The organism is Algoriphagus chordae (genome assembly GCF_003254055.1).
GTDB classification, from domain to species: Bacteria; Bacteroidota; Bacteroidia; order Cytophagales; family Cyclobacteriaceae; genus Algoriphagus; species Algoriphagus chordae.
In genome coordinates this window covers 175519-198260 of the sequence record NZ_QKZT01000007.1, presented here as the reverse complement: position 1 = coordinate 198260, position 22742 = coordinate 175519, and the positions used below count along the sequence as shown (strand labels likewise).

The 22742-nt window shown below is 41.5% G+C and carries 22 protein-coding genes; 7 read left to right on the top strand and 15 right to left on the bottom strand.

Annotated features, from left to right (window positions below):
* The first annotated feature begins 40 nt into the window (after nucleotides 1–40).
* From LV85_RS09790 to LV85_RS09780, 3 genes are all read left to right on the top strand, one after another.
* On the top strand, nucleotides 41–907 hold the full coding sequence (locus LV85_RS09790; RefSeq protein ID WP_111318817.1) for an AraC family transcriptional regulator: 867 nt from the start codon (nucleotides 41–43) through the stop codon (nucleotides 905–907).
* Between the two features lie 202 nt (nucleotides 908–1109).
* Complete coding sequence (locus LV85_RS09785; protein ID WP_111318815.1) at nucleotides 1110–1643, top strand: hypothetical protein; 534 nt, start codon at nucleotides 1110–1112, stop codon at nucleotides 1641–1643.
* Nucleotides 1644–1656: 13 nt separating this feature from the next.
* Complete coding sequence (locus tag LV85_RS09780) at nucleotides 1657–1866, top strand: hypothetical protein (protein WP_111318813.1); 210 nt, start codon at nucleotides 1657–1659, stop codon at nucleotides 1864–1866.
* Nucleotides 1867–1903: 37 nt separating this feature from the next.
* On the opposite strand, the gene LV85_RS09775 is transcribed toward LV85_RS09780, so the two are convergent.
* On the bottom strand, nucleotides 1904–5548 hold the full coding sequence (locus LV85_RS09775; protein ID WP_111318811.1) for an ABC transporter permease/M1 family aminopeptidase: 3645 nt from the start codon (nucleotides 5546–5548) through the stop codon (nucleotides 1904–1906).
* A 3-nt stretch (nucleotides 5549–5551) separates the two neighbouring features.
* Nucleotides 5552–6439 carry an ABC transporter ATP-binding protein gene (locus LV85_RS09770; protein ID WP_111318809.1) on the bottom strand — a complete coding sequence of 296 codons (888 nt, stop codon included), beginning with the start codon at nucleotides 6437–6439 and terminating at the stop codon, nucleotides 5552–5554.
* Nucleotides 6440–6682: 243 nt separating this feature from the next.
* On the opposite strand from LV85_RS09770, the gene LV85_RS09765 reads away from it, so the two are divergent.
* Entirely contained in the window at nucleotides 6683–8365 is a 1683-nt protein-coding gene (locus LV85_RS09765) for a DUF885 family protein (protein ID WP_111318807.1), read from the top strand.
* A 103-nt stretch (nucleotides 8366–8468) separates the two neighbouring features.
* Here LV85_RS09765 and LV85_RS09760 read toward each other — a convergent pair whose 3' ends face one another.
* The 8 genes from LV85_RS09760 to LV85_RS09725 form a co-directional block, all read right to left on the bottom strand.
* On the bottom strand, nucleotides 8469–9218 hold the full coding sequence (locus tag LV85_RS09760; protein ID WP_111318805.1) for a Spy/CpxP family protein refolding chaperone: 750 nt from the start codon (nucleotides 9216–9218) through the stop codon (nucleotides 8469–8471).
* Between the two features lie 11 nt (nucleotides 9219–9229).
* Nucleotides 9230–9541, bottom strand: a complete 312-nt coding sequence (locus LV85_RS09755) for a hypothetical protein (protein ID WP_111318803.1) — start codon at nucleotides 9539–9541, stop codon at nucleotides 9230–9232.
* Nucleotides 9531–10025 carry an RNA polymerase sigma factor gene (locus LV85_RS09750; protein ID WP_111318801.1) on the bottom strand — a complete coding sequence of 165 codons (495 nt, stop codon included), beginning with the start codon at nucleotides 10023–10025 and terminating at the stop codon, nucleotides 9531–9533. The genes LV85_RS09755 and LV85_RS09750 overlap by 11 nt, the downstream gene beginning before the upstream one ends.
* Before the next feature lie 79 nt (nucleotides 10026–10104).
* On the bottom strand, nucleotides 10105–10782 hold the full coding sequence (locus LV85_RS09745; RefSeq protein WP_111318799.1) for an outer membrane beta-barrel protein: 678 nt from the start codon (nucleotides 10780–10782) through the stop codon (nucleotides 10105–10107).
* Between the two features lie 208 nt (nucleotides 10783–10990).
* Entirely contained in the window at nucleotides 10991–12775 is a 1785-nt protein-coding gene (gene rho, locus LV85_RS09740) for a transcription termination factor Rho (RefSeq protein ID WP_111318797.1), read from the bottom strand.
* A gap of 207 nt (nucleotides 12776–12982) precedes the next feature.
* Nucleotides 12983–13672: a DNA repair protein RecO gene (gene recO, locus LV85_RS09735; RefSeq protein WP_111318795.1), complete on the bottom strand. Its 690-nt coding sequence runs from the start codon at nucleotides 13670–13672 to the stop codon at nucleotides 12983–12985.
* A 135-nt stretch (nucleotides 13673–13807) separates the two neighbouring features.
* Nucleotides 13808–14392, bottom strand: a complete 585-nt coding sequence (locus tag LV85_RS09730; protein ID WP_111318793.1) for a thymidine kinase — start codon at nucleotides 14390–14392, stop codon at nucleotides 13808–13810.
* 8 nt (nucleotides 14393–14400) lie between these two features.
* Nucleotides 14401–14727, bottom strand: coding sequence for a 2Fe-2S iron-sulfur cluster-binding protein (locus LV85_RS09725; protein WP_111318955.1), 327 nt, complete (start codon nucleotides 14725–14727; stop codon nucleotides 14401–14403).
* Between the two features lie 33 nt (nucleotides 14728–14760).
* Here LV85_RS09725 and LV85_RS09720 point away from each other — a divergent pair, with 33 nt between their 5' ends.
* From LV85_RS09720 to LV85_RS09710, 3 genes are all read left to right on the top strand, one after another.
* Nucleotides 14761–15879, top strand: a complete 1119-nt coding sequence (locus LV85_RS09720; protein ID WP_111318791.1) for a hypothetical protein — start codon at nucleotides 14761–14763, stop codon at nucleotides 15877–15879.
* A 152-nt stretch (nucleotides 15880–16031) separates the two neighbouring features.
* Nucleotides 16032–16583, top strand: coding sequence for a Pycsar system effector family protein (locus tag LV85_RS09715; RefSeq protein ID WP_111318789.1), 552 nt, complete (start codon nucleotides 16032–16034; stop codon nucleotides 16581–16583).
* A gap of 20 nt (nucleotides 16584–16603) precedes the next feature.
* Nucleotides 16604–17179 (top strand): HD domain-containing protein, encoded by a 576-nt coding sequence (locus LV85_RS09710; protein ID WP_111318787.1) that lies wholly within the window; start codon nucleotides 16604–16606, stop codon nucleotides 17177–17179.
* Here LV85_RS09710 and rodA read toward each other — a convergent pair.
* Genes rodA through LV85_RS09685 form a run of 5 tightly spaced genes read right to left on the bottom strand, consistent with a single transcriptional unit; the run spans nucleotide 17176 to nucleotide 22635 of the window.
* Nucleotides 17176–18450 (bottom strand): rod shape-determining protein RodA, encoded by a 1275-nt coding sequence (gene rodA / locus LV85_RS09705; protein WP_111318785.1) that lies wholly within the window; start codon nucleotides 18448–18450, stop codon nucleotides 17176–17178. The two genes, LV85_RS09710 and rodA, sit on opposite strands and share 4 nt — an antisense overlap.
* A complete protein-coding gene (gene mrdA, locus LV85_RS09700) occupies nucleotides 18450–20252 on the bottom strand; it encodes a penicillin-binding protein 2 (RefSeq protein WP_111318783.1) in 1803 nt (600 codons plus the stop codon). The genes rodA and mrdA overlap by 1 nt, the downstream gene beginning before the upstream one ends.
* Nucleotides 20252–20773: a rod shape-determining protein MreD gene (locus LV85_RS09695; RefSeq protein ID WP_111318781.1), complete on the bottom strand. Its 522-nt coding sequence runs from the start codon at nucleotides 20771–20773 to the stop codon at nucleotides 20252–20254. The genes mrdA and LV85_RS09695 overlap by 1 nt, the downstream gene beginning before the upstream one ends.
* Nucleotides 20763–21599 carry a rod shape-determining protein MreC gene (gene mreC / locus LV85_RS09690; RefSeq protein ID WP_111318779.1) on the bottom strand — a complete coding sequence of 279 codons (837 nt, stop codon included), beginning with the start codon at nucleotides 21597–21599 and terminating at the stop codon, nucleotides 20763–20765. Before mreC ends, LV85_RS09695 begins: the two co-directional genes overlap by 11 nt.
* 7 nt (nucleotides 21600–21606) lie before the next feature.
* Nucleotides 21607–22635, bottom strand: a complete 1029-nt coding sequence (locus LV85_RS09685; protein WP_111318777.1) for a rod shape-determining protein — start codon at nucleotides 22633–22635, stop codon at nucleotides 21607–21609.
* Nucleotides 22636–22742: the final 107 nt, after the last annotated feature.

Genomic DNA, 22742 nt, shown 5'->3' with positions numbered 1-22742 from the left:
ATAATTGAATTTATATCGCAACCCAAGCCTATTTTTGCTTATGAGTAAGGTAATCTCCTTTCAGATCCCAAAGTCTGACAAAACGTTTATTCAGTACCAAGAAGATCGTGGAAAGCATTTTTACAATAACCTCCATCAACACCCTCAAGCCCAGTTAACACTCATTGTAGAAGGGCGTGGTCAGCTCCTAGTTGGTGATTATGTCGGGAGATTTGAACCTGGAGATGTGTATTTGCTACCCGAAAGTATCCCGCATGTTTTTCGGAGCGATGCAGATTATTTTCAGGCAGAGAACAACCTTGAGATCGCTGGAAATACTATTTTCTTCGATTTCAAAGCGATGAAGGGAGCTTTCTCGGAAGTGGAAGATTTTCTTGAGCTCACACATCTGAATGAGAAAATCACCGGTTGTTTCAAAATTACGGGAGAGACAAAAAATGAAGTGGCTGCCTTAGTTTCTCGATTTGGTGAATTTTCAGGTCTTACCCGGCTACAGCAATGCATCCACGTATTATCGCTGCTTGATTTCAATTCTGATGATTTGGTGGCCTTAAATCAGATCCCTGTTTCACGAAAGATGACAGAGCGAGATGGTAGACGAATGGATCAGGTGATGAGATTTATACTTGACAATAGCAGCAGGCAGATTAGTTTAAAGGAAGTCGCCGAGCAAGCATATATGAGCAAAGAAGCCTTCTGTAGATTTTTCAAACTGCGCACCCGAAAGACTTTTACTCAGTATGTCCAACAGTTGAGAATAACCGAGGCTAAAAAATTGCTTTTAGAAACAGACTTAAGCGTTTCTCAAATTTCTTACCAAGTAGGTTTTCAAACTTTATCTCACTTCAACAAAACTTTTAAAAGTCTGACCGAAATGACGCCGAAAGACTGGCGGAAACTGGAATAATTCAGACTTGAAATAAGTACTACTGAGAAGAATATTCCCCAAAGTAGGGTGATGATAATTGTTGTTTTTACCTCTGTGTCTTGTTGTATTAGGTTTGTGAAAAGCTGTTAATTGGTTAATTAAGAGTGGTTAAGAGCTTTTCGGTTTAGTGATTTTTGTTCATGGCATTCGCTTTGGCTATACAGTCGAAAACAAACCAACTATGAAGAAATTACTATTATCACTTACCTTAATGATGGCAGCCATTGCCACTTATGCACAGGCTACACGGGACATTGAAGATATTAACGAAGACAACTCTTGGCTGAAAGTAGGTCTTAATATGGGAGTTCCTGTGGGAGATATTGGAGATTATTCATCTTTCGCTCTCGGGCTTGATGTTGCTGGTCAATTTATGAGAACTGATAATTTTGGTCTTGGGGTAGCGACGGGTTACACAAATTACTTTAAGAAATCTGATGTAGCAGGAGCTCAGGATTTCGGCGCAATTCCACTAGGGCTAATGCTTAGATACTATCCTCAGCCTACTGGCTTTTTTGCTGGAACAGATATAGGATATACGTTTCTAACTGGTGATATTGCTACTGATGGTGGATTTTATATCCGTCCTCAGGTAGGTTATCACAATTACGACTGGAATATTTTTGCTTTTTATAATCAAGTCTTTACGTCCGATCCAGCTGCCGACATTCAGACTATAGGTGTAGCAGCGACATATAATATTAGATTCAAATAAACACTAACTAACCATGCAAAATCAAATCAAAAAGTACTCGCAAAGCGTATTTTTATTTCTAATGACTATGTTCTTTTCTGTCGCAGCTTTTGCGCAAGATGGTGGACTGGACATTGATATCAATGTTGGAAAAAAAGAATGGTACCAACAGCCTTGGGCTTGGGTAGTCGGAGGAGCGCTATTTGTATTAATACTAGTAGCTCTATTGAGAAAGAAGAAATAGTAAAAGAGGGTCGTTTCATATGAAGCGACCCTCTTTTTTACTCAATTTCTACAGAAATCGTATTGTCATCAGGAATCCGATCTATCAGCTTATTGTATGGATCGATACCTGCTTTGGCTGGCTCGCCTTTTACTCTGATCGTAAGGCTCGTCTCCCCAGGTTTGATCTTATATTTTTGTATAAAGAGTGGATTGACTCGGTCTTTTCCATTTTCATCCTGATCATCTGCAGCGAAGATACCTACATCAATGTAGTCACCTTCGTAGTCAGCATCTGATTCTTGTCCAGCCGAATCGGCATAGAGCTTCTGGGACTTTAATTTGAGAGTCACATCATATTCACCTTCAGAAACTTTGGTAGCAGTAACTTCTTCGGCCTTGTTGTCATACAAAGTGATTTTATTCCAAGTATCATCGAGATAGTATTTCAAACTATCTGGCGTGTGCGCATCTAGATGTCTGTATAAGTCCACACTTCCAGGAAATGGCGGCGTAAGCTTCAAGCCAAACTCAGCATTGAAATTATACAAGGCGCTGTCAATCGCCTCTGCGCCAATCAAATCACGCAAACCATATAAAATCAAACTTCCTTTTTGATACCATTGATAGGAGCGGTTTGTATTGATAAAGACATTCTCTTTTTTGCTTTCGTTGGATCGTCCACGCAGATAGCCGTCAAGTTCATCTTTCAGGAAACGCTTCATATTCTCTTTACCGTATTTTATTTCCGTAAGTACCAAGGCTGAATATTCGGCTAGGGCTTCTGAGATCAAATTGGATCCACGTGTATAATTTGGCGTGATCTGATGTCCCCACCACTGATGAGCAAGCTCATGGGCAGTTACATAATACACATAGTCAAAGCTGTTTGGGTCGGAGAAATCAGCTACCCAACCAAAGTCCTCGCTAAAAGGCACTGTATTGGGAAATGATTGCGCAAAACCTGCGTAGCGGGGGAATTCCAAGATTCGCATTTGCTTGTACTGAAATGGACCGTAGGTCTCTGAGTAATAGATAAGTCCATCTTTATATGATTCGACAAAGCGATCCAAATTGTACTCATGCCCCTTATTATAATAAATCTCTATATCGATTTTCTGCCCATCAGGTAATGAAGCCTCATCTTTGAGAATTTCATATTCGGCAGAAAGTACAGAGAAAAATGCCTGAATTGGAGTGTCTTGGATATAGTGAAAATATCGTCGATCTCCCTCCGTCCATTCTTTTTGGAGATAGCCAGGCGCTATTGCAATTTGGCTTGGGATGGTGCTAACCGTAGCCTCAAATTGAATGAAATCTGCTTCATCTGAGAACAACAAGGTACTTCTTCCGTATGGATCATCATGTGGAGGAAGATCTTCTGGCTTTTCCGGAAGGTCATATTCCCTGCGTTTTTCATCGCTACTCAATTCTCCATCCGAAGAATAACCGATTTCAGGCATGCCCCCAGCGATGAAGGAGCCGTTATATACGAGTTCTCTTCCAAATCCTGAATTTGGGAATTCCTCATTGATCACTTTGCTTTTGATAAGCAATTCCAGCGTGTCACCTGGCATCAATGTTTGAGGAAGTGCAGTGATCTTATACCATTCCCGATCTTCTTTTTTGCCAAAAATCTGAAATTTAGCTGGCTCATAAACTAATGGGAATCTGTAAGGCAATTCTGCATCCCTATACAAAACTTCGAATGATGTCAACCCCGTGCTATTGAAATGCACAGAATCAATTGGCACATCGGTTTTATTTACCAGTTCTATTTGAGCTTCGAAATAGGCATCTCTTTCCAGAGGATAGAGATCAGCTTTGAGATTGACTTTGGTGATTTTTGGTTGAGGCAAAAACTCATATTGCTTCAGCTGCTTTTCATAGGCTACCTGCCTTTTTTCTCCTTCGTCAGAGGTACGATAGCTATTCTTGTATACAGTGGAATTGTAAATAAAAGCACCTGTTAGAATCGCTACTAGTAAAAATGCATAAGAAACGAGCGTGGTCTTTTTGCCCAGTTTTTTCCGGGCAGTTTTGAATCTGCTCTTTATAGAATTCTCCGTTCCTCGGCTGAAGAAAATGCCGAAGAATAAGATCAGGAAAATCCCAAATGCTGTCCAGTACAAGTTAAACCAGAAAAGAGGCTCTCCAAAATGACCTAAGCCATTCATGTCGCTCCAGCGATAACCTGGTTTGTAGGAGAAAAAGAAGAGGTTGAAATTATAGTTGGCGAAGTCTCGCAGAACTATAATCAATACCCAGATTCCAATAGCCGTCGCATGTCCTGCGAATTTATTATTCACCAATAGATGCACAGCAAAAACGAGCATGACCATCTGCAAGTAATCCGGGAGTGAAATAAGGTAGCTGTCTACAAAATATACGCTGAGGTCATAGTTGAAATAGCCTTTCAATGTTTGGATAATGATGCCTACGATAATAGGAAGTGTAGTCAACAGCAAGCATACAAATGCCATCCCTGAGAATTTGGAGGCGATCACTGCTCCGTCTTTGACCGGGAAAGTATCATTGATGACTGAATAACCCGATGCTTTATCTCGATGGAGTGTTTCTCCAGTGAAAAAGACAATGATGATAAAGACGAAGAGGTTGTAATCAAAGGTCTTGTACTCCATCAGAAAAGAGGTGGAGGGGAAATTAGGTACACTATAAAGCGTGTTTCCTATCCAAAAATCCAGTATTAGAAAAACCATTCCGCCCAATAAAATAGACCTGAAGTAGATGTCTTTTGTGATATTTTGCACCTCAATCTTTGTGAGTGTCAAGAAGCTATTCCATTGATAATTACCTGCGAAACTGGCTTTGGAAATGACTTGAGAAAGATTGGGAACAAAAGCCTGCTCTTCCTCTTTCTTAGATTTTTTCTGGACTGTCTTAAAGAAATAGCTAAAGCTGAATCGGAAATAAGCTGCGATGAAAAACACTAGTCCAATTCCTGACCATAGCAGTCTGTTGAGAAGGAGGTTTCCTGTCAAAGGAAGAATAAAGTTATTCTGCTCAAAGGGTGTAAGGTACCGCGTTTGAAAGTCAAAGGTATTCAGTCCAAACGGATCCAATAGCTGGACAAGGTCTTTGTTTTCTATGTCGCTTGCGAGGAAATTGGCTAGCAAATAGACGATGAAAACTACGATTCCGCCTGAGTAGATCGATTTGATATTACGTGTGAAAACGATTAGCGCAAAGAACAGCGTTGCAGCAAACCAAAGGTTTGGTACTGTGAGGGTCAGCCACGGCTGAAGGTAGTTCATCAGTTCATTTGGCCCATATCTCAGCGCATCGGTCCCAAAGGTTGGGCCGAGTAAGCTTCCCAAAAAGATCCCAACCAAACTCCCCAAGGATATAAAGAGTAGCGTGACAAAAGAACCCCAAAATCTACCCATGAAATAGGCGAATTTGGTAATGGGATAACTGAATAGAAATGTCCCCGTCTTATGCTCCAAATCACGATAAAGCGGAACTCCCATCACCGCAGAGGCTATCAAAATCCCAAAAAGAGAAATCAGCAGCTGTAGATTCGCGATGACAATAGGGGCATTGTGAAATACTTTTTCGGAAGCAGGAGTATTTCCGAATCCGATCAGCAGCATGGTTACGACCAGCAATAGTCCAAAGTAGATGTATGTAGCCGGTCGACTAAACCGGTATCTCAGTTCAAAAATGAAGATGTCTAAAAACATACCTTAGATAGTAATAGGATCTACTTTCTTCGAAATATTGCTAAAGTAAACGTCTTCCAGATCCGCTGGCGTTGCCTCAAAACCATTCCCAGGATCAGTATCTGCTTGAATTCTCAGGCTAAGCCGTCCTTCGATCAGTTTGGTTGAGATCACCTGATAGTCATTTCTATAGCTGTCAAGCTCATCTTTATTGATGGCTTTTTTATAGATTTTTCCCTGAACAGTAGCAATTCCCTCCTTTGGTTTGCATTGCATCAGTACCTCGCCTTGACAGATTATTGCCATGTTGGAGCAAAGAGTATTGACATCCTCCACGATGTGTGTGGATAGAATTACGATGGTATTTTCCCCAATTTCTGAAAGGAGATTGTAGAATCTATTTCTTTCCGATGGATCGAGCCCGGCTGTAGGTTCATCCACAATAATCAGTGAAGGATTACCGACCAAGGCCTGAGCAATCCCAAAACGCTGACGCATCCCCCCAGAAAAAGTGCCGAGTCCTTTTTTACGGTCTTTGAAGAGATTTACTTTTTGCAAAAGACTTTCTACCAAGACCTTTCGCTCAGATTTTTTGCCGATTCCTTTCATTTGGGCAATGTGATCTAGCATCACTTCTGCATTGATCCGAGGATAAAGGCCAAAATCTTGCGGCAAATATCCTAGCCGTTCTCTGATGGTTTGTTTGTCTTCCAAGACATTGATATCATCGAGCATTATACTGCCGCTATCTGCATCTTGCAGTGTAGATATCGTACGCATGAGAGTGGATTTGCCTGCTCCGTTTGGTCCTAGCAAGCCGAACATTCCATGAGGAATGGTCAAAGAAATGTCATTCAAAGCTCTAACGCCGTTTGGATAGGTCTTTGAAAGGTTCTTAATAAGTAACTCCATTGAATATGTATTTTGAAGATGAAAAATTTAAAAATATAAAATCGAATTAGCCTGAGGATAAAAAGATAAAGGCTAGTTCTCAATGTCAAGTTAATAAATTGTTTTAGAACAGTTTATGAGAATTTAGTAGTTAAGAGTTAATCAAATTGAATGTAAACCATCCATAAGATCTAGCTCTCCGCTTCAAGTTATTTATGGTTTAATTAGTATTTTGGAACACAAACCACCAAGCTGTAATCAATTATGAAAAAAGCCCTCTTTGTAATCTTCTTTATCTTTACCAGCTTTTTAGCTCAGGCCACAGAGTTGGAATCAAGAATTCAAACCTATCAAGCAGATTATAGCACCTTGAGGAGATTGTATTCCAATGCTCTTACAGATGAGTATTTTTCCAGAATTCAAAAATTGAATCAAGACTATTTGACTGATCTAGGGAAGTTGAATTACGGTTCCCTCTCTGAAGATGGGAAAATCGACTATGTACTTTTCCGTAATTACCTAGAAAAAGAACTTGCTGAACTGGCTATAGAAAAAGCTTCTTTCGATGAGATTGCAGGGGTTTTGGCTTTTGCGAAGCCATTGGAAGAATTCTATCAGGGCAGACGCAGGGCAAAGAAACCGGAACCTCAAAAACTAGCTGCAAGCTGGAATGAGGTATCAAAACAGGTGGATTCGCAGTTGAAAAACTTAGCCTCTACGCCTAAATATACAAGTTGGCAGAAAGCAGATCTAGCGGCGTCGGCTGTAGAAAGCATGAGTAGAACTACTGGTGAAGCGTACAGGTATTACTTTGATTTCGACCCAATGTTCACTTGGTGGATGCCAGAACCTTGGGAGAAACTGGATGAGAGCATGAAAGCTTATGCCAGTGCCTTGCGTGAGCATTATACCAATTCAGTAAAGGACGATGGGTCTGGGATAATTGGCAGGCCTATAGGTAGAGATGCATTGGAAAAGCAATTGGCATTTGAGATGATAGCTTATAGCCCTGAGGATTTGATAGCGGAGGCAGAAAAGCAATTTGCCTGGTGTGAGAAAGAAATGCTCAAAGCATCCAATGAACTTGGTTTTGGTGACGATTGGAAAGCTGCCTTGGAAATGGTGAAGGAAACATACTTACCGGCTGGCGAATGGCCTGCAGAGGTAATTCGCTTGGCTGAGGAAGCTACGGCCTATGTGGAGGACAATGATCTGATTACAGTACCTCCTTTGGCCAAGGAATCTTGGAGAACGATCATGATTTCCGCAGAGCGTCAACGAGTTAGTCCTTTCTTCCTAGGGGGAGAGTCTATACAGATCGCTTACCCTACCTCGGAGATGAGCCATGAAGATAAGATGATGAGTATGCGCGGCAACAATCCACATTTTTCCAGAGCTACTATACAGCACGAACTTATCCCTGGTCACCATCTGCAGCAGTTTATGAATCAGCGGAACATGCCTTACCGTCGTATGTTCGGTACGCCATTTTGGACAGAAGGCTGGGCATTGTATTGGGAATTTGTTCTTTGGGACAAAGGCTTCCCAAGAGATGCTAAAGACAGAGTGGGGATGCTATTCTGGAGAATGCACAGATGTGCAAGGATCATTTTCTCCCTGAATTATCATCTGGAAAATATGACTCCGCAGGAATGCATTGACTTGCTAGTGGACAAAGTAGGGCATGAGCGAGCAAATGCTGAAGCGGAAGTTCGCAGATCTTTTGAGGGAAGTTATGGTCCTCTTTACCAGATTGCCTATATGATTGGCGCATTGGAGTTCTATGCAATGCGTGAGGAGATGGTGGATTCGGGCAAGATGACTGAGAAGGAATACCATGATTTGATCCTAAGCCAGAATGCGATGCCGGTGGAAATTCTTCGCGCCAAAGTCAGCGGTCAACCACTGAAAAAAGATCATAAAGCGAGTTGGAAGTTTTTGGAATAGATGAAACCCTAACTCATCAAGTAATTTCATTGCGGACTTAGGAGTTTGCATGAAAAAAGGAGCCCATTTCGGACTCCTTTTTTCATATAAACCATTGTGAAAATTACTTTTTCGAATCCTCCTTTAGCTTAATGATGATGACACCATTTTTACCTTTTTCGCCAAATAGATCAATTGCGGATTTGTCTTTGAGTACTTCTATACTTTCTATATCATCAGGCTTAATAAAGTCTAAGGTCTTCACTTCTTGCATTCCATCTTTGGTATTTAAAATATAGAGAGGAGCATTTTTCTGATTAGAGGCTGTAGACTGAACCACTATTTTCGGTGTGGACGAGGATAAAGATGTCGTTCCAGTTTTTATGGGTACTCCTGTTCTAATTAGGGGATAGCCAGTTACAATTTTTGAAGGGCTTACTGAATTCACACCATATCCCGTGACACTTACTCCATTCAAAGTTTGAACCCTAGGATTCTGCAAAATCCCCTGCTGCTCTGGGCTGAGTTCATTTTTGATGGAAACCATCGTGCTGAGTTGTTGTTTCTTCAGTGAGTTTTCCAAGGCTAACACCTTGTCCATTTGTTTTTGAACAGCTGCTTCATCGATTTTAGACTCATCCAAAAGCGCCTTCAGTTTAGCGGTTTCATCATCCAAGTCCCATTTCATGGTGCTGAATTTCCCTGCGTTTGCGCTATGGATATTTTTGATATTGATTGCTTGCTTGTCTGTAAGTTCGAGCTCATTTCGCATTTCCATTACTCTGTCTGCTGAGTAGAGATTTTTTTGAAAGATATCCTGAGCATTCGCTAAGCCTGCGAAAAGCAAAAGGTATAAGAAGAGTATTTTTTTCATTTTCAATTAGTTTAGTATTCTGTCAGCAATGAAGCAGTAGGCGATTCCCAGGTATCCAGAAATGTACTTTCTTCAATGGTGAACTGTTGATTTTGATGCTCGTCCTCCTGCAGGGTGATGATCACCACCTCAGGTGATACTGATTCTACAGGAGTAGGTTCTTGGACAAACAGGAAGGCAAGGCTCATGGATGCAGCTATTCCTGCTGGAATCCAAAATCCGAATTTTCGCGTTTTGACTTCTGGAAAAGCGGGGGTTTCTAACTGTTCATCCTGCTTTTTCATCTGGGCAAAAAACTTTTCTAATTGTTCGTCATTTTCCATATTCTTCCTGGATTTGAACTTTCGTAATTAATTCTTTGAGTTTCTTTTTCCCGCGATCGTAATGTGTTCTCGCAGTTCCTAGGCCGATTTGAAGGATTTCAGCACTTTGAGCGATGGTCATCTGATGATAAAAAACCATCAGAATCACTTCCCGCTGCATCTCCGGCAGCATCTTGATGATTTCCTCGTAGTTAGTTCCATCGATCTCTTCAATGATTTCTATAGGATCGTACGAATCCATGAGAGAAACCACTTTTCCTGCTTTGCGCAATTCATCTATGGCGGTGTATCGGATGATCGAGAAGAGCCAGGTTTTTGCTTTTGACTCATCTTTCAATTTCGCCTGGCCTTCCAATATCTTCAGGTACGTCTGCTGAAGTACATCCTTGGCCATTTCCTCATCAAACGAACAGCATTGTCTCGCCCATAGGTAAGCATCCCGATGATGGGTTTTTAAGATATGATCGAGCTTTCCGCTTTTCATTTACATAGGTTAGTCGGAGATTGACTTCAATATATGACAGAGAAGATTGAAAAATTTTGTGCAGGACACTTTCAACCTTTTATTCTTTCAATTTACCAACTTTGGATTCTCTAATTCTAAAAAGGTACGCTAAAGTAAACTCTAAGTTGGTGGAGTTCATGTCGAAAATACGATCTTCACTTTCAGGGTTGGTGAAGTCATAGGCAAAGCGAACTTCTGCAGTCAAAGTGCTTTTTCCAAAAAGTTTTGAAATCCCTGCAGCTCCAGTGAGGCCATACATTAGTTTTCTTGGATGATCATCTGTTCCTCCATAAGTAGGGATTTCAGGAGTCACTGAGTCAGAATATTCACGTTTGATATCTTTCGCTTGTAGCATATAGCCCAAATGGGGGCCTGCCTTGATCTGAAATCTACCGGATCTTCCGATGAAAAAACTCGAGAGGATAGGGATTTTCAAGTAGTCGAATTGAGTTTCATTGGAAAGGACAGGGTTTGCTTCCTCATCTTCCACTTGGATGAATCCTATTCTGAGAAATTGAAGATTCACTTCGATTCCTGCATTTTTCGAATTAAAATGTTCGAAAACTAAAGCAAACGTGGGTGCTCCAATTCCTTCTACAGATGCTGCTCTACTAGAAGGTGTAGCACGATAAGAATAACTCGAAGTAGTATATCCTCCACGGATTCCTACGCTGGTTTGTGCCAGCGATGCAAAAGATACTAAAATGAAAATGCCCGTGAGCAAAACTCTATTCATGTCCAAAAGTAACTAATTATAGTTTTTGTCAAGTTTTATTTAGAGATGTTTATGAATTTTGCTGTGGTCTGCTTTCGGTATTTGCAATCTATAATTCCTACTGTTGGATTTGCAATGCGAATTAGGAATCATGAGGGGCAAGCAAAAAAAATAGTCCCTGATTCGGAGGAATCAAGGACTATATATTTATTGAACCAGAAGTGGTTACTTATCCATTCATACTGATCAAGAACTCGGCATTATCACGTGTGCCTTTCATACGCTGAAGAAGGAACTCCATAGACTCCTGAGAGTTCATGTCACTCATTAGCTTACGAAGGATCCATACACGCTGCATTTCTTCCTTGTCCATCAATAGATCTTCACGACGAGTACCTGAGTTAAGCACATCGATGGAAGGATAAATTCTTCTGTTGGCTAGCTTACGGTCAAGAGCAAGTTCCATGTTGCCAGTCCCTTTGAATTCTTCAAAGATCACTTCATCCATTTTAGAACCTGTTTCTACCAATGCTGTAGCGATGATGGTCAAAGAGCCACCATTTTCCACGTTACGTGCTGCTCCGAAGAAACGCTTTGGCTTGTGAAGTGCATTTGCATCTACACCTCCAGAAAGGATTTTTCCTGAACTTGGTACAACTGTATTATGAGCTCGAGCAAGTCTAGTGATGGAATCCAATAGGATAACCACATCATGACCTACTTCTACCATACGCTTGGCTTTTTCCAACACGATATTAGACACTTTCACATGTCTGTCCGCTGTCTCGTCAAATGTGGAGGAAATTACCTCTGCATTTACCGAGCGAGCCATATCTGTCACTTCTTCAGGACGCTCATCGATCAGTAAGATCATCAAGTGAACCTCAGGGTGATTTCTTGTAATGGCATTTGCGATCTGCTGAAGCAATACTGTCTTACCAGTTTTAGGCTGAGCTACGATCATGCCACGTTGGCCTTTCCCGATAGGAGCAAATAGATCAACTACACGGGTAGAGAATTTGTCTCCAGAGGTAGATAGGTTTAATCTTTCTTCAGGGAAAAGTGGAGTTAGGTATTCGAAAGGAACACGATCTCTGATTTCGTCTGTAGTTTTACCATTGACAGTAGCGATCTTCAGGAGTGCAAAATACTTTTCACCTTCTTTTGGTGGGCGAATAGATCCTTTGATATGATCTCCGGTTTTCAAGCCGAAAAGTTTTACCTGGCTTGGAGATACATAAATATCATCTGGAGAAGCGAGGTAATTATAATCCAATGAGCGTAGGAAGCCGTAGCCTTCTTGCATCATTTCCAAAACACCTTCGTTATCGATTACTCCGTCGAATTCTCGAGGGTTTACGCCTGGACGTCTGCGATTGGAGTGCGGAACAGTTTCGGCAGATGGGGCCATTACCTCATCGGCTGACTTATAGTTTCTTCTTTTAGGAAGCTCTACTTCCTGCTCAGGCTTAGCTTGTGCAGGAGTATTGGCAGGCTTTTCAGTTTTAGCTTCAGCAGTTGTATCTGCCTCTTCAATAGCCTTTCTTCTTGGTCTGAAAGTCTTTGGTTCCTCGGCTGTAGCATCAGCTTGTGGCTGTGCTTTTCGTTCCGGACGATCTTGAAGCGTTTCTTTTTTTGCTTTCCAGTCTGGCTTAGGTTCTTTAGCTCTTGGCTCTGGTCCTTTTTTAGGCTCAGTGGCAGGAGTTTCCTCTGCTTTTGGAATTGCTGTTACGTTTTGTCTCTTGAATTTCGGTTTGTATTCCGGTTCTTCAGCTGGTTTGTTAGCAGCTGGTTTTGGGGCTTCAGAAGGTTTTTCTGATACTGTAGTAGGTTCTACTGCTGCTGAAGGCTTCTTTTTTGGCAAGGCTTGCTCTGGGGTGATTGCCTGCTGGTCGAGGATTGCATAGACGAGTTCGTCTTTCTTTAGAGATTTGCGGTTTTTGACACCTAATTCCTCAGCGATTTCCTTCAGTTCAGATAATAACCTGACTCTGAGTTCTTCTATGTTGTACATAAAGAGGGTATGAAATAAATAAAATGTAGTAAATGCGGTATTTGAGATCGTGGATGATTTTTCTGAGCAAAAAAGATCTGCAGGAAACACTCAAGTCAAAGTGGGCTGACTTGCTCATTCACGGTGATGTCACAATATTAACCTATGAGTTTGTATTAAGCAAATATTTGTTTGTGATAGACTGTTATTTCAATAAGATAGCGGCTTTTAGCTGTTTAATTGTCTCAGGATTATTAAAGACTTCCAATTTCCAGGATTGTCTAGGTGCTGACTATAGAAGTCTAGTAAGTGATCCAACAGCTTTTGTCGAAGGGATTTAGCGATCTTCGTTTCGTTGGCAAAGGAGTCTGTCATTAATGCTTTCAGGTAGTTTTCAGCCTGTATGAGTTCGGAAGGAGAAAAAGGCTGTGACCGGCTTTCTGATAAAAAACCTAGTGCCTCTTCTGGAGCAAAACCCAGAAAACTTGCCTTCTTAATCAAGAAAACCAAGGGGAATTGTCCTAGATGTGTGCCCTTGTTATCTAATTGAATGACACATTCCAAGAGAAAGTCAAACAGCGATTCGTTTTGATAATTCTCATAAATAGACTTACTGATTACCTCCGTAATGAATAGCGCAATTCCTGTCCGAGTAAAATCAAAAGGGATAAGTTGATGCGCTCTATATAGCTGTGCATCGGAAATTCGCTGCAAACCACTGGTGTCCTTATCATATACGACAAGATCTAACAGTGTTAGAGGTTGATATAGCGCAATTTTCGATTTGTTTCCCTGAGTCCGTACTCCATTGACCAAATAAGATTTTAAGCCAAGCTCCCGGGTAAAGATCTTCACGATGATACTCGTTTCCTTGTATCGAATGGCACTGAGTACAATCCCTTGGGTCTTTTTGAGCATTCTTTAAAATTTCCCGCAGATCAACGCAAAATAGTGCGTAGAACTCCAAAGATTTTAATTTCGATAATTCAATGTTGTGTTAGTTTTCCTTTAGTACTCACATCTTTCATCGATCACCTGACAACCGACATCTCCTTACTTCTTATCCTCATAGAAACACTTTCTGCATCGGGCTTCATAGCTCTCTTTCTCTCCAATCACCACCTTTTCTTTGGCATCCGAAAGTCGAAAAGAGAATGCGGCAAGATCCCCACATTTCATGCAAATGGCATTTACCTTGGTGACGTACTCTGCAACAGCCATCAGCTTGGGCATAGGTTCAAAAGGATTTCCTTCAAAATCCATATCCAAACCAGCAAGTATAACGCGCTTGCCTTGGAGCGCTAGTTTTTGAGCCACTCGTACGATTTGCTCATCGAAAAACTGCACCTCATCTATACCCACCACATCACAGTCTCCACTAAGTAAAAGGATATCATCTGCGAAATTTACTGGGGAAGAGCGAATGGAGTTCTCATTGTGAGAGACCACATCGTTTTCATCGTATCGCTTGTCAATGGAAGGCTTGAATATCTCCACCTTTTGCTTAGCTATCCTGGCACGATTCAGTCTACGAATCAATTCTTCTGTTTTTCCAGAAAACATGGAGCCACAAATCACCTCGATTTGTCCTTTGTTTCCTGAGGATTTCAGCCTACCAATTGAAGGTTCTATAAACATGCCTGCTATTATTCGCTATACTGTATGTGTGGGAATTTATTGAATTTGCCTACGCGGACAACTATCTCACCAGATGAGAGTTCTGCTTGACATGCTAGTCTTTCTCCAGCTCTCAATCTTCCCTGCTTCAGGAAATCAAGTTCGGGCTTACTTGGAGGGGAAAGATTTTCTTCACCAGATTTTAGGATGATTTTGCAGGTGGTACATCTTCCTTTTTTCCCACAAGCATGCATCCAGTCGATACCATTTTCATGAATAATTTCGATAACTTTACGATGAACGCTAGTAGAATTAATCCTCAGATTAAATAGATTTTCTATGACGATTTGGGGCATTTGTTCGTTGACTTTTGTAAACACCACTCTTCAATGACAACTCAAATTAACAGCAATTATTTAGAAAAATACGCTGAGGACTATGCCGCAATTGTTTGTGGGCAGTTTTTCTCTTCCAAACAGTACATGACGGGGCAGGATATTGTGAAGCTGACCAATTCTGCTCAGGTGAATTTCTTCATTATCAAAAGACTATTCGAATTGTGGCAGGAGGAGCTCGGCAAGCTGAAAAGCAATCCCTATTTTGATTATCGCGATATCACAGTGCATGAAGCCTTGACGGAGTTTATGAATGTGCTTTCTAGACGAATCAAGATAGAAAAAGAGCAATTACAGCCTCTGTTGCAAACTGCGGTACAACAGGCGGTTCAGTTGGCTACGGATCCAGTCACCTTTTACCAAAATGAGATTTCTAAAGCTCCTTCTGGACAGATCAATGAATACCTGAAGGAAAATAAGAAGTATTATAAATGGCATGATCAAGCAGTTGCTTTTCTGATAGACAAAGCGGGATTTGGTCATGATGATAGTGCCTATCTGCGTGCGATTGCCGCAAATTATCAGGCAATACAAGAATCATTAGAATCGGTGAATTTGCTATTGGCAACCTTAGGAGATATCAAACCATTTGACTTGGATGCTTATTTGGTTCAGGAATCCCTAGAGCCAAAACCTACACCTTCTCCTAGGCCTGAGCCAAACAAAGTGGAGGAATCCAAGAGCTCTTTTTTCGATCAGGTTGAAGTAGAAGCGGCTGAAAGCAAGAAGTCAAGCCCAGAACCTGAAAAGGTGAAAGAGCCAGAACCAGTAAAGACTGAAAAAGTAAACTATACCAATGGGACTTCGGGTGCTTTTGATTCAAATCATTTGAAAGCGCGGTTTGAAACGCTTTCATATAAGGGCATGAAAGGGATAATGGGTGAGCTAGCCGAGAGTCTTGCGATAAATCAGCGCTTTATGTTTACCAAAGAGCTTTTTGACGGAAATGCAGATTTGCTCAAGCATGCCTTAAAATCTATTGATAAGTGTGATTCCTTTGAAGAGGCTATTGGCTTGGTGAATGCTCGGTTTGCAGGAGAATTAAGCTGGGAGTCTGAGGCTGAGCCCGTACAGGAGTTTCTGCTGCTGGTGTATAGGAAATTTGAGGTTTAGTGACCTTCAATTAGTAGCTTAGAAAAGAGTTGGTTTTCAACTCTTTTTTTAATGTTAATGAAATCAAATCTCCTTAATTTATAGGAATTAGTTAATTCACAGATTATCTTGTTTTTACATGTTGATATTTTTGAATAATCCTTTTTTGATCAATGCGTAAGAAACTTAAAGACTTACCACCATTAGATCCAGGCATAGATGCTGTGGATAACTATTGGTACCTAATCATGTATTTGCGTGATTTAATCAAAGCCTCTGAGATCAAAGCTGGTTTGGTACTGTCATTTTATGGCTTATTGATGAATGTGTTCTTTCAGTTTTATGAACATTTGATCGAGTTAGCAACTTCCGACTTTCTCACCTATGGATTTATGGGATTGTGGTTTATGTTTAGCGTTATTTCTATTTTCTATAGTTTCAGATGCTTTATGCCTCAGATCGAAACTAATTTTGACAAGAGCGTATTCTTCTTTGGTAATATCATTTCATCCTATGGGCCTATCAAAGATTATGTCAAGGAGTTGGAAAAGGTTAGTACCGATAGACGCCCGCTTTTCGATCAGTTAGGAGAGCAGGTTTACATCAATGCCAAAATCACGGCTGAGAAGTTTAAGAATGTCAACCTTTCCGTTCGATACTTATCATTTAATATTGGCTTATTGTTTGTCTTTATATTGTATTACGCCATAAGGACGGCCTTTTAGTCATCAGCCTGTTTCATCTCATGCAAGGATATCGTACCCTTCGAAAACAAGTGTTGTCAAATCTTGCCGCTAATCTTCCCAAGTATCTGACATATCATGCCCTTGACCACACCCTGGACGTGCTGAATGTATGCAATCAATACATCAAGCGTGAAAAGCTTTCTGAAGAAGATCGCTACTTGCTTAGAACTGGGGCAATTGTACACGATATGGGTTTTCTCAAAGGCCCTGCAAATCACGAAGAAGTGGGAGCAGGAATGGCTGAGATTATTCTGAAGGATTTGGGAGTGAGTTCAAAAGAAATTGACAGAATAAAGGGCTTGGTGATGGCGACTAAAATCCCTCAAAGTCCAAAAACTCATCTTCAGCGGATAATCTGTGATGCTGATTTGGATTACTTAGGAAGACAAGATTATCCAGAGATCAGTCAGAAATTATTTGAGGAATTGAAGAATATGAATGTGATCTCTACTGCTCAGCAATGGAAGGATCTCCAAATTAATTTTTTGAAGGCTCATCATTATCATACGCCTTTTGCCATCAAGAATAGGGAGCCTAAGAAGCAATTCTGGCTAAAAAAACTACTAGATTCTTAACCCATTCTTCCCAGCTGAAGTGCTCTTGCACTATCCATTTTGAGGAAAATGAACAACAAAATGGTGAAGGACCAAAGTGAGGATCCACCATAGCTAAAGAATGGCAGTGGGATCCCGACTACAGGAAATAATCCGATGGTCATGGCGATGTTGATCATGAAGTGGAACATCAGAATTGAAACCACACAGTAGCCATATATTCTATTGAATCTATTCTTTTGGCGCTCTGCCAGAAAAACTAATCGCGTAAGTAATGTGACGAATAGCGCGATTACTACGAAACTTCCCAGCCAGCCGAATTCTTCTCCCAAGGTGCAGAAAATGAAATCTGTGTGCTGCTCAGGAACAAAGTCAAACTTGGTTTGTGTGCCCTGCAAATAGCCTTTTCCAGCTAGTCCTCCAGAACCGATAGCGATTTTGGATTGTGTGACATTCCATCCTACGCCTAGCGGGTCAAGGTCTGGATTGAAAAGTACCATAATCCTGTTTTGCTGGTGCTCAGGTAATTTGGACACCACAAAATCAAGACTATAAGTGAATGCGATTAACACAATGCCAATGACACTAAATCCTATTATTTGCTGTGGGGTCTTTTTCCCCATCAGGATTAGCGCGACTACGATCACCACAATCGCTCCTGCTAAATAGAGATTGTTTTCAATTCCCAGTGCCAATAAGGCTATTGCAATCAGGCCGATGCCTAGCACGTAGTATTTTTGCGGTAGCCCTTCTCTATAGAACATGACGAGCATGGAGAAATAGACCATGGCTGTTCCCGTATCTGGCTGCAGAATGATCAATATTATAGGCAGTAAGAGTACGCCAAAAGCTTGTAATTGATATTTGGTTTTGGAGAGATCAAAGGTGGGCCTTTCCATAAACTTCGCCAATGCTAGGGCAGTCGCAAACTTGGCAAACTCGCCAGGCTGAATTCGAAAGGATCCAATACCAATTGTGAGTATCTGTCCATTTACTTCTTTTCCCAGAAAGGGGGTGAGTAGCAGTAATACCAGCATGACCAGGTATATAGGAATAGCTAGATTTTCGAACAGACGGTAATCTGCCACCATGATTACGATGATGATGGCGATTGCTGTCCCTATCCAGACTAGCTGAATACCGGAGTTGATAGATGTATCGAAGATGCTTTTGTCTACTTGTCCATCGTAAACTGCAGCATAGATATTGAACCAGCCAATCATTACTAATACGGAATAGATCAAAATGGTGATCCAATCCACCCGATTTATGTTGATATCTGTTTCACGCATTAATTCATGAATTTTCCAGCGATGACATATTCTTCGAGCGCAGGTCTAGAGATACTGTCCCTGAGGTATTGTTCGATCATCAGGGAAGCGGTACTCGCGGCAGCTCTACCACCCCAGCCTGCATTTTCCACATAGACCGCTATTGCTATTTTAGGATCGTCCTTAGGTGCAAAAGCAATGAATACTGAGTGATCTTCTCCATGTGGGTTTTGGGCTGTTCCAGTTTTTCCGGCGATCTCAATATCTTTCATAAGTGCTCGCTGAGCTGTTCCATACAGTGCCTGGACCATCGCGTCCTGCACCATATCAAAATGATGTGAATCAACCCCCACTTCATGTTTGGTGAGGTATTCTTGAGGGATTTGACTCTTGTCTCCATCTATAGCTCTTACGAGGTGAGGCGTATAGAAATATCCCTTGTTTGCGAAGATTGCGGCCAAATTAGCCATTTGCAGCGGGGTAACTAGCAACTCCCCTTGACCAATAGAGAGTGAATAAATGGTGGAGTATTTCCAGCGGCCATTGCCGTAGTAATGATCATAATATGCAGAGTTTGGAACCAAGCCTTTCTTTTCATTTGGCATATCCACTCCCAGATTTCCTCCAAGTCCGAATTTCAACACCTGCTCACGCCAAGCATTCAAACCGATCTCAGTGTCTTTGTAGGTATTGCTAGAGACTTCCTGATTGATGATCTGACGGAATGCCTGATGATAGTAAGGATTACAAGAATTTCGAATTGCCCCAAATAGGTTTACTGGCGAAGGGTGATTGTGACAGGCTACCAAAGACTTATTGCAAGCAAAAGTCGTTTCGGGAGTTAGGATTCCTTCCTGAAGTCCTATAAGACTCTGCACAATTTTGAAAATAGACCCTGGAGGATAAGTAGCCATGATAGGCCGATTGAAAAGTGGCTTAGTCTCCATAGCATTCAATGCCGAATAGCTTTTGCCAAATTCTGAACCAGTCAGGCTATTAGGATCATAGAAAGGAGCAGAGATCATAGAAAGGATTTCTCCCGTCTTTGGCTCTATTGCTACCACAGAACCAGTTTTTCCCATCATTAACTTTTCCCCATATTTCTGCAAATCCATATCTATGGAAGAGTTGATATTGTGTCCTGCCACGGAAGCGGTATCATATTCCCCTTCTTTGAAAGGTCCTTTGTCCACTCCACGTACATTGACCATTTTGTATTTCACGCCTTTCTCACCTCGCATCTGATCCTCATAGAAACGCTCCATACCGCTGAGGCCAATATAGTCGCCTTGGACATAGTAGCCTGAGCTATCGCGTTCAAGTTGTCTTCCGCTGATTTCACCGATATATCCCAAGGCATGAGAAGCTACGGGCTCAGGATAAGATCGAACGGATCGGGTCATGATAAATAAGCCTGGGTAATCAATTAAGAAATCCTGAATTCTCGCAAATTCATTAGTGGATATCTGCTTAATAAAGGTGGATGGCTTAACCGAAGAATACTTTCTGGCAGCTTGATAAGACTCGATCAGATGCTCTTTGGAAATCTGGAAAAGTTCTAGGAAACGGGTAGTATCTCCCACCTCAAATTCCTTTGGAACGATCATCAAATCGAAGATGGGATTGTTATAAACCAGCAACTTACCTGTCCGATCATATACCAATCCACGATAGGGGTGATCTACCACTCGTTGAATGGCATTCCGCTCAGCTCTTTTGATAAAGCTGTCGTCCATCACTTGTATCATAAATAGCTTGATCAAAAGTACCAAACCTATCAAGAAAACGAAGATGACTATTACTACGGGCCGTTGGTCGTTCATCAGATTCCTCTCCTACGTTTGAAGAACAGTAGTTGTACAATTATAGCCATAATGACTGTAAAAATCGAGGAGAAAAGGCTTTTGTTTAGCACGCCAAATAATCCCCCAGTTCCCCACTGATCCGCAATGAAAAACAGCAGTGAAAAGGCAAAAACCAAGGGTAAAGAATAACTGATGTACCAGCCAATTCCCATGTCAGGTAGGGTAGGATTGTTGGAATCATCATATCCGCCATTTGGTCTGATAGCTTTGAGCCAATAGGGTCTCAAAAAAGCTAGAAATGTAGCTGCGGCGGCATGAAGTCCAAGTGTATCGTAAAAAACATCCACCAATAAGCCTAAGCCGAAACTGATCAAGATTAGGGGAAAGCTTCGCATGCTTATTGGAAAACTCAAGATAACCAATAGGTAAATAAAGCAGAAAGCCACTCCAAAAAGTGCTAGGTTTTTCAGCAGTAAAATCTGCACCAGACACAGACAAATCACTAAGAAGATGTAAGTGATCAGTTTTTTAAAATTCATTTTCTAATTCTGATTGCTTATTAAGACTGTCAAGCTCATCCAGCCGTGTGTTTTCTACTAAATAAACGTAGTGCGCCTTGCTGAAATCTACACTAAGGTTCACTACTACATCCAGATAGTTTGGGTCTTCACTTTGATCTACACTTTCGATGATGCCCACTAGAATGCCTTCGGGGAACACAGCGCTGTATCCAGTGGTGACGATCGTGTCTCCCGGGCTCGCAGTCACGTGACGCGGCACATATAGCAGTTTGGTTTTGGTAGCATCCTTCCCATCCCATTTAGCTGTTCCAAATGAATCATTGGCTTTGATTTTGGAAGAAAGGCTCATTTCGGTATTCAATAAAGAAATGGCTACTGCGTAATTTTCGGATACTGACTTCACTCTACCAATGACTCCTTGCTCATTGAAAACGCCCATTCCGGTCTTCACACCATCTTTGGATCCTTTATTTAGGGTAAGGTGATTTTGAGCAAAACGCAGGGAATTGCTAATGATACGAGCTCCTTTGAAATTAAATTGTGCCTCGAAGGCAGAATCCAATTGGATCGTCGCACTATCAGGGATCGCATTTATGGTTTTGAGATGCTGTAGTAATCCTGCATTTTCACTTAAGAGGGCCTCATTGGCCTCTGCTAGTGAAAAGAAATCCACGATATCCGAACGAGTCTTAAAGACCGATCCGGTTAAAGCATTGGAACTATTGAAGAAAGCTGCACCCTGAGGTGAATTATTGGAGACAATTAATCCTATCGCCAAAACTTCTAGCAAAACAAATAAGAGAAAAGACCTTAGGCTATAAAGGAATTGAAGGATGCGTAGCATTCGGGGTTTATGTCATCAATACTGTTCGGAAATTCTGTATGTTTTTCAAGGCAGTGCCTGTTCCTCTCACTACAGCTCTAAGAGGATCTTCTGCAATATGGATTGGAAGCTTGGTCTTTTGATGCAATCTCTTGTCAAGACCTTTCAGCAATGCTCCACCACCTGTAAGGTGAATACCGTTGTCATAGATATCAGCAGAAAGTTCTGGTGGAGAAATCTCCAATGCCTTCAGCACAGCTTCTTCGATTTTGGAAACAGATTTATCCAAGGAGAAAGCAATTTCAGAATACGAAACTTTGATCACCTTAGGAATACCAGTCATCAAGTCACGACCTCTGATCTCGTAATCCTCCGGTGGCTCGTCTAGCTCTGTCAAGGCAGAACCGATGGCGATTTTTACTTTTTCAGCAGATCTCTCACCGATTAGCAAGTTGTGCTGACGACGCATGTAGTCCAGAATATCTTTGGTGAAGGTGTCACCAGCAACTCTGATAGACTGATCTGCCACGATACCTGAGAGAGCGATCAAGGCAATCTCTGTGGTACCACCCCCGATATCCACGATCATGGATCCCATTGGTTTCTCGATGTCGATCCCGATACCGATTGCTGCAGCGATCGGTTCGAAAATCATATAGACTTCTTTGGCTCCAGCGTGTTCAGCGGAGTCACGTACAGCTCTTTTTTCTACCTCGGTGATTCCAGATGGAATACAGATCACCATGCGGTGGGACTGTGGGAATAAGCCTTTTTTCTGTCCTGGGATCATTTTGATCAAACCTCGGATCATTTGCTCGGCGGCGTAGAAATCAGCGATTACTCCATCTTTCAGGGGACGGATAGTTTTTATATTTTCATGCGTTTTCTCGTGCATGTTCATTGCTTCACGACCTACCGCCAATACGCGATTGGTGGTCTTGTCGATTGCGATAATCGAAGGTTCGTCAACTACAATTTTATCTTTATGAATGATCAGGGTATTTGCAGTACCGAGGTCAATTGCGATGTCACTAGAGAAAAAGTCAAATAATCCCATTGTTAGGTATTAATAGTATTTACTGGAGTTAAGAGTTTAATATACTACGCTAAGCACTCATATTAAACGGAGGTCGGCAAAATTATTATCTTAATGGGACAAATTTG

What these genes read in the sequence shown, in the direction of transcription:
- LV85_RS09790 (WP_111318817.1), top strand. Translation starts at nt 41, where the DNA reads ATGAGTAAGGTAATCTCCTTTCAGATCCCAAAGTCTGACAAAACGTTT.
- LV85_RS09785 (WP_111318815.1), top strand. Translation starts at nt 1,110, where the DNA reads ATGAAGAAATTACTATTATCACTTACCTTAATGATGGCAGCCATTGCC.
- LV85_RS09780 (WP_111318813.1), top strand. Translation starts at nt 1,657, where the DNA reads ATGCAAAATCAAATCAAAAAGTACTCGCAAAGCGTATTTTTATTTCTA.
- LV85_RS09775 (WP_111318811.1), bottom strand. Translation starts at nt 5,548, where the DNA reads ATGTTTTTAGACATCTTCATTTTTGAACTGAGATACCGGTTTAGTCGA.
- LV85_RS09770 (WP_111318809.1), bottom strand. Translation starts at nt 6,439, where the DNA reads ATGGAGTTACTTATTAAGAACCTTTCAAAGACCTATCCAAACGGCGTT.
- LV85_RS09765 (WP_111318807.1), top strand. Translation starts at nt 6,683, where the DNA reads ATGAAAAAAGCCCTCTTTGTAATCTTCTTTATCTTTACCAGCTTTTTA.
- LV85_RS09760 (WP_111318805.1), bottom strand. Translation starts at nt 9,218, where the DNA reads ATGAAAAAAATACTCTTCTTATACCTTTTGCTTTTCGCAGGCTTAGCG.
- LV85_RS09755 (WP_111318803.1), bottom strand. Translation starts at nt 9,541, where the DNA reads ATGGAAAATGACGAACAATTAGAAAAGTTTTTTGCCCAGATGAAAAAG.
- LV85_RS09750 (WP_111318801.1), bottom strand. Translation starts at nt 10,025, where the DNA reads ATGAAAAGCGGAAAGCTCGATCATATCTTAAAAACCCATCATCGGGAT.
- LV85_RS09745 (WP_111318799.1), bottom strand. Translation starts at nt 10,782, where the DNA reads ATGAATAGAGTTTTGCTCACGGGCATTTTCATTTTAGTATCTTTTGCA.
- rho (WP_111318797.1), bottom strand. Translation starts at nt 12,775, where the DNA reads ATGTACAACATAGAAGAACTCAGAGTCAGGTTATTATCTGAACTGAAG.
- recO (WP_111318795.1), bottom strand. Translation starts at nt 13,672, where the DNA reads ATGCTCAAAAAGACCCAAGGGATTGTACTCAGTGCCATTCGATACAAG.
- LV85_RS09730 (WP_111318793.1), bottom strand. Translation starts at nt 14,392, where the DNA reads ATGTTTATAGAACCTTCAATTGGTAGGCTGAAATCCTCAGGAAACAAA.
- LV85_RS09725 (WP_111318955.1), bottom strand. Translation starts at nt 14,727, where the DNA reads ATGCCCCAAATCGTCATAGAAAATCTATTTAATCTGAGGATTAATTCT.
- LV85_RS09720 (WP_111318791.1), top strand. Translation starts at nt 14,761, where the DNA reads ATGACAACTCAAATTAACAGCAATTATTTAGAAAAATACGCTGAGGAC.
- LV85_RS09715 (WP_111318789.1), top strand. Translation starts at nt 16,032, where the DNA reads ATGCGTAAGAAACTTAAAGACTTACCACCATTAGATCCAGGCATAGAT.
- LV85_RS09710 (WP_111318787.1), top strand. Translation starts at nt 16,604, where the DNA reads ATGCAAGGATATCGTACCCTTCGAAAACAAGTGTTGTCAAATCTTGCC.
- rodA (WP_111318785.1), bottom strand. Translation starts at nt 18,450, where the DNA reads ATGCGTGAAACAGATATCAACATAAATCGGGTGGATTGGATCACCATT.
- mrdA (WP_111318783.1), bottom strand. Translation starts at nt 20,252, where the DNA reads ATGAACGACCAACGGCCCGTAGTAATAGTCATCTTCGTTTTCTTGATA.
- LV85_RS09695 (WP_111318781.1), bottom strand. Translation starts at nt 20,773, where the DNA reads ATGAATTTTAAAAAACTGATCACTTACATCTTCTTAGTGATTTGTCTG.
- mreC (WP_111318779.1), bottom strand. Translation starts at nt 21,599, where the DNA reads ATGCTACGCATCCTTCAATTCCTTTATAGCCTAAGGTCTTTTCTCTTA.
- LV85_RS09685 (WP_111318777.1), bottom strand. Translation starts at nt 22,635, where the DNA reads ATGGGATTATTTGACTTTTTCTCTAGTGACATCGCAATTGACCTCGGT.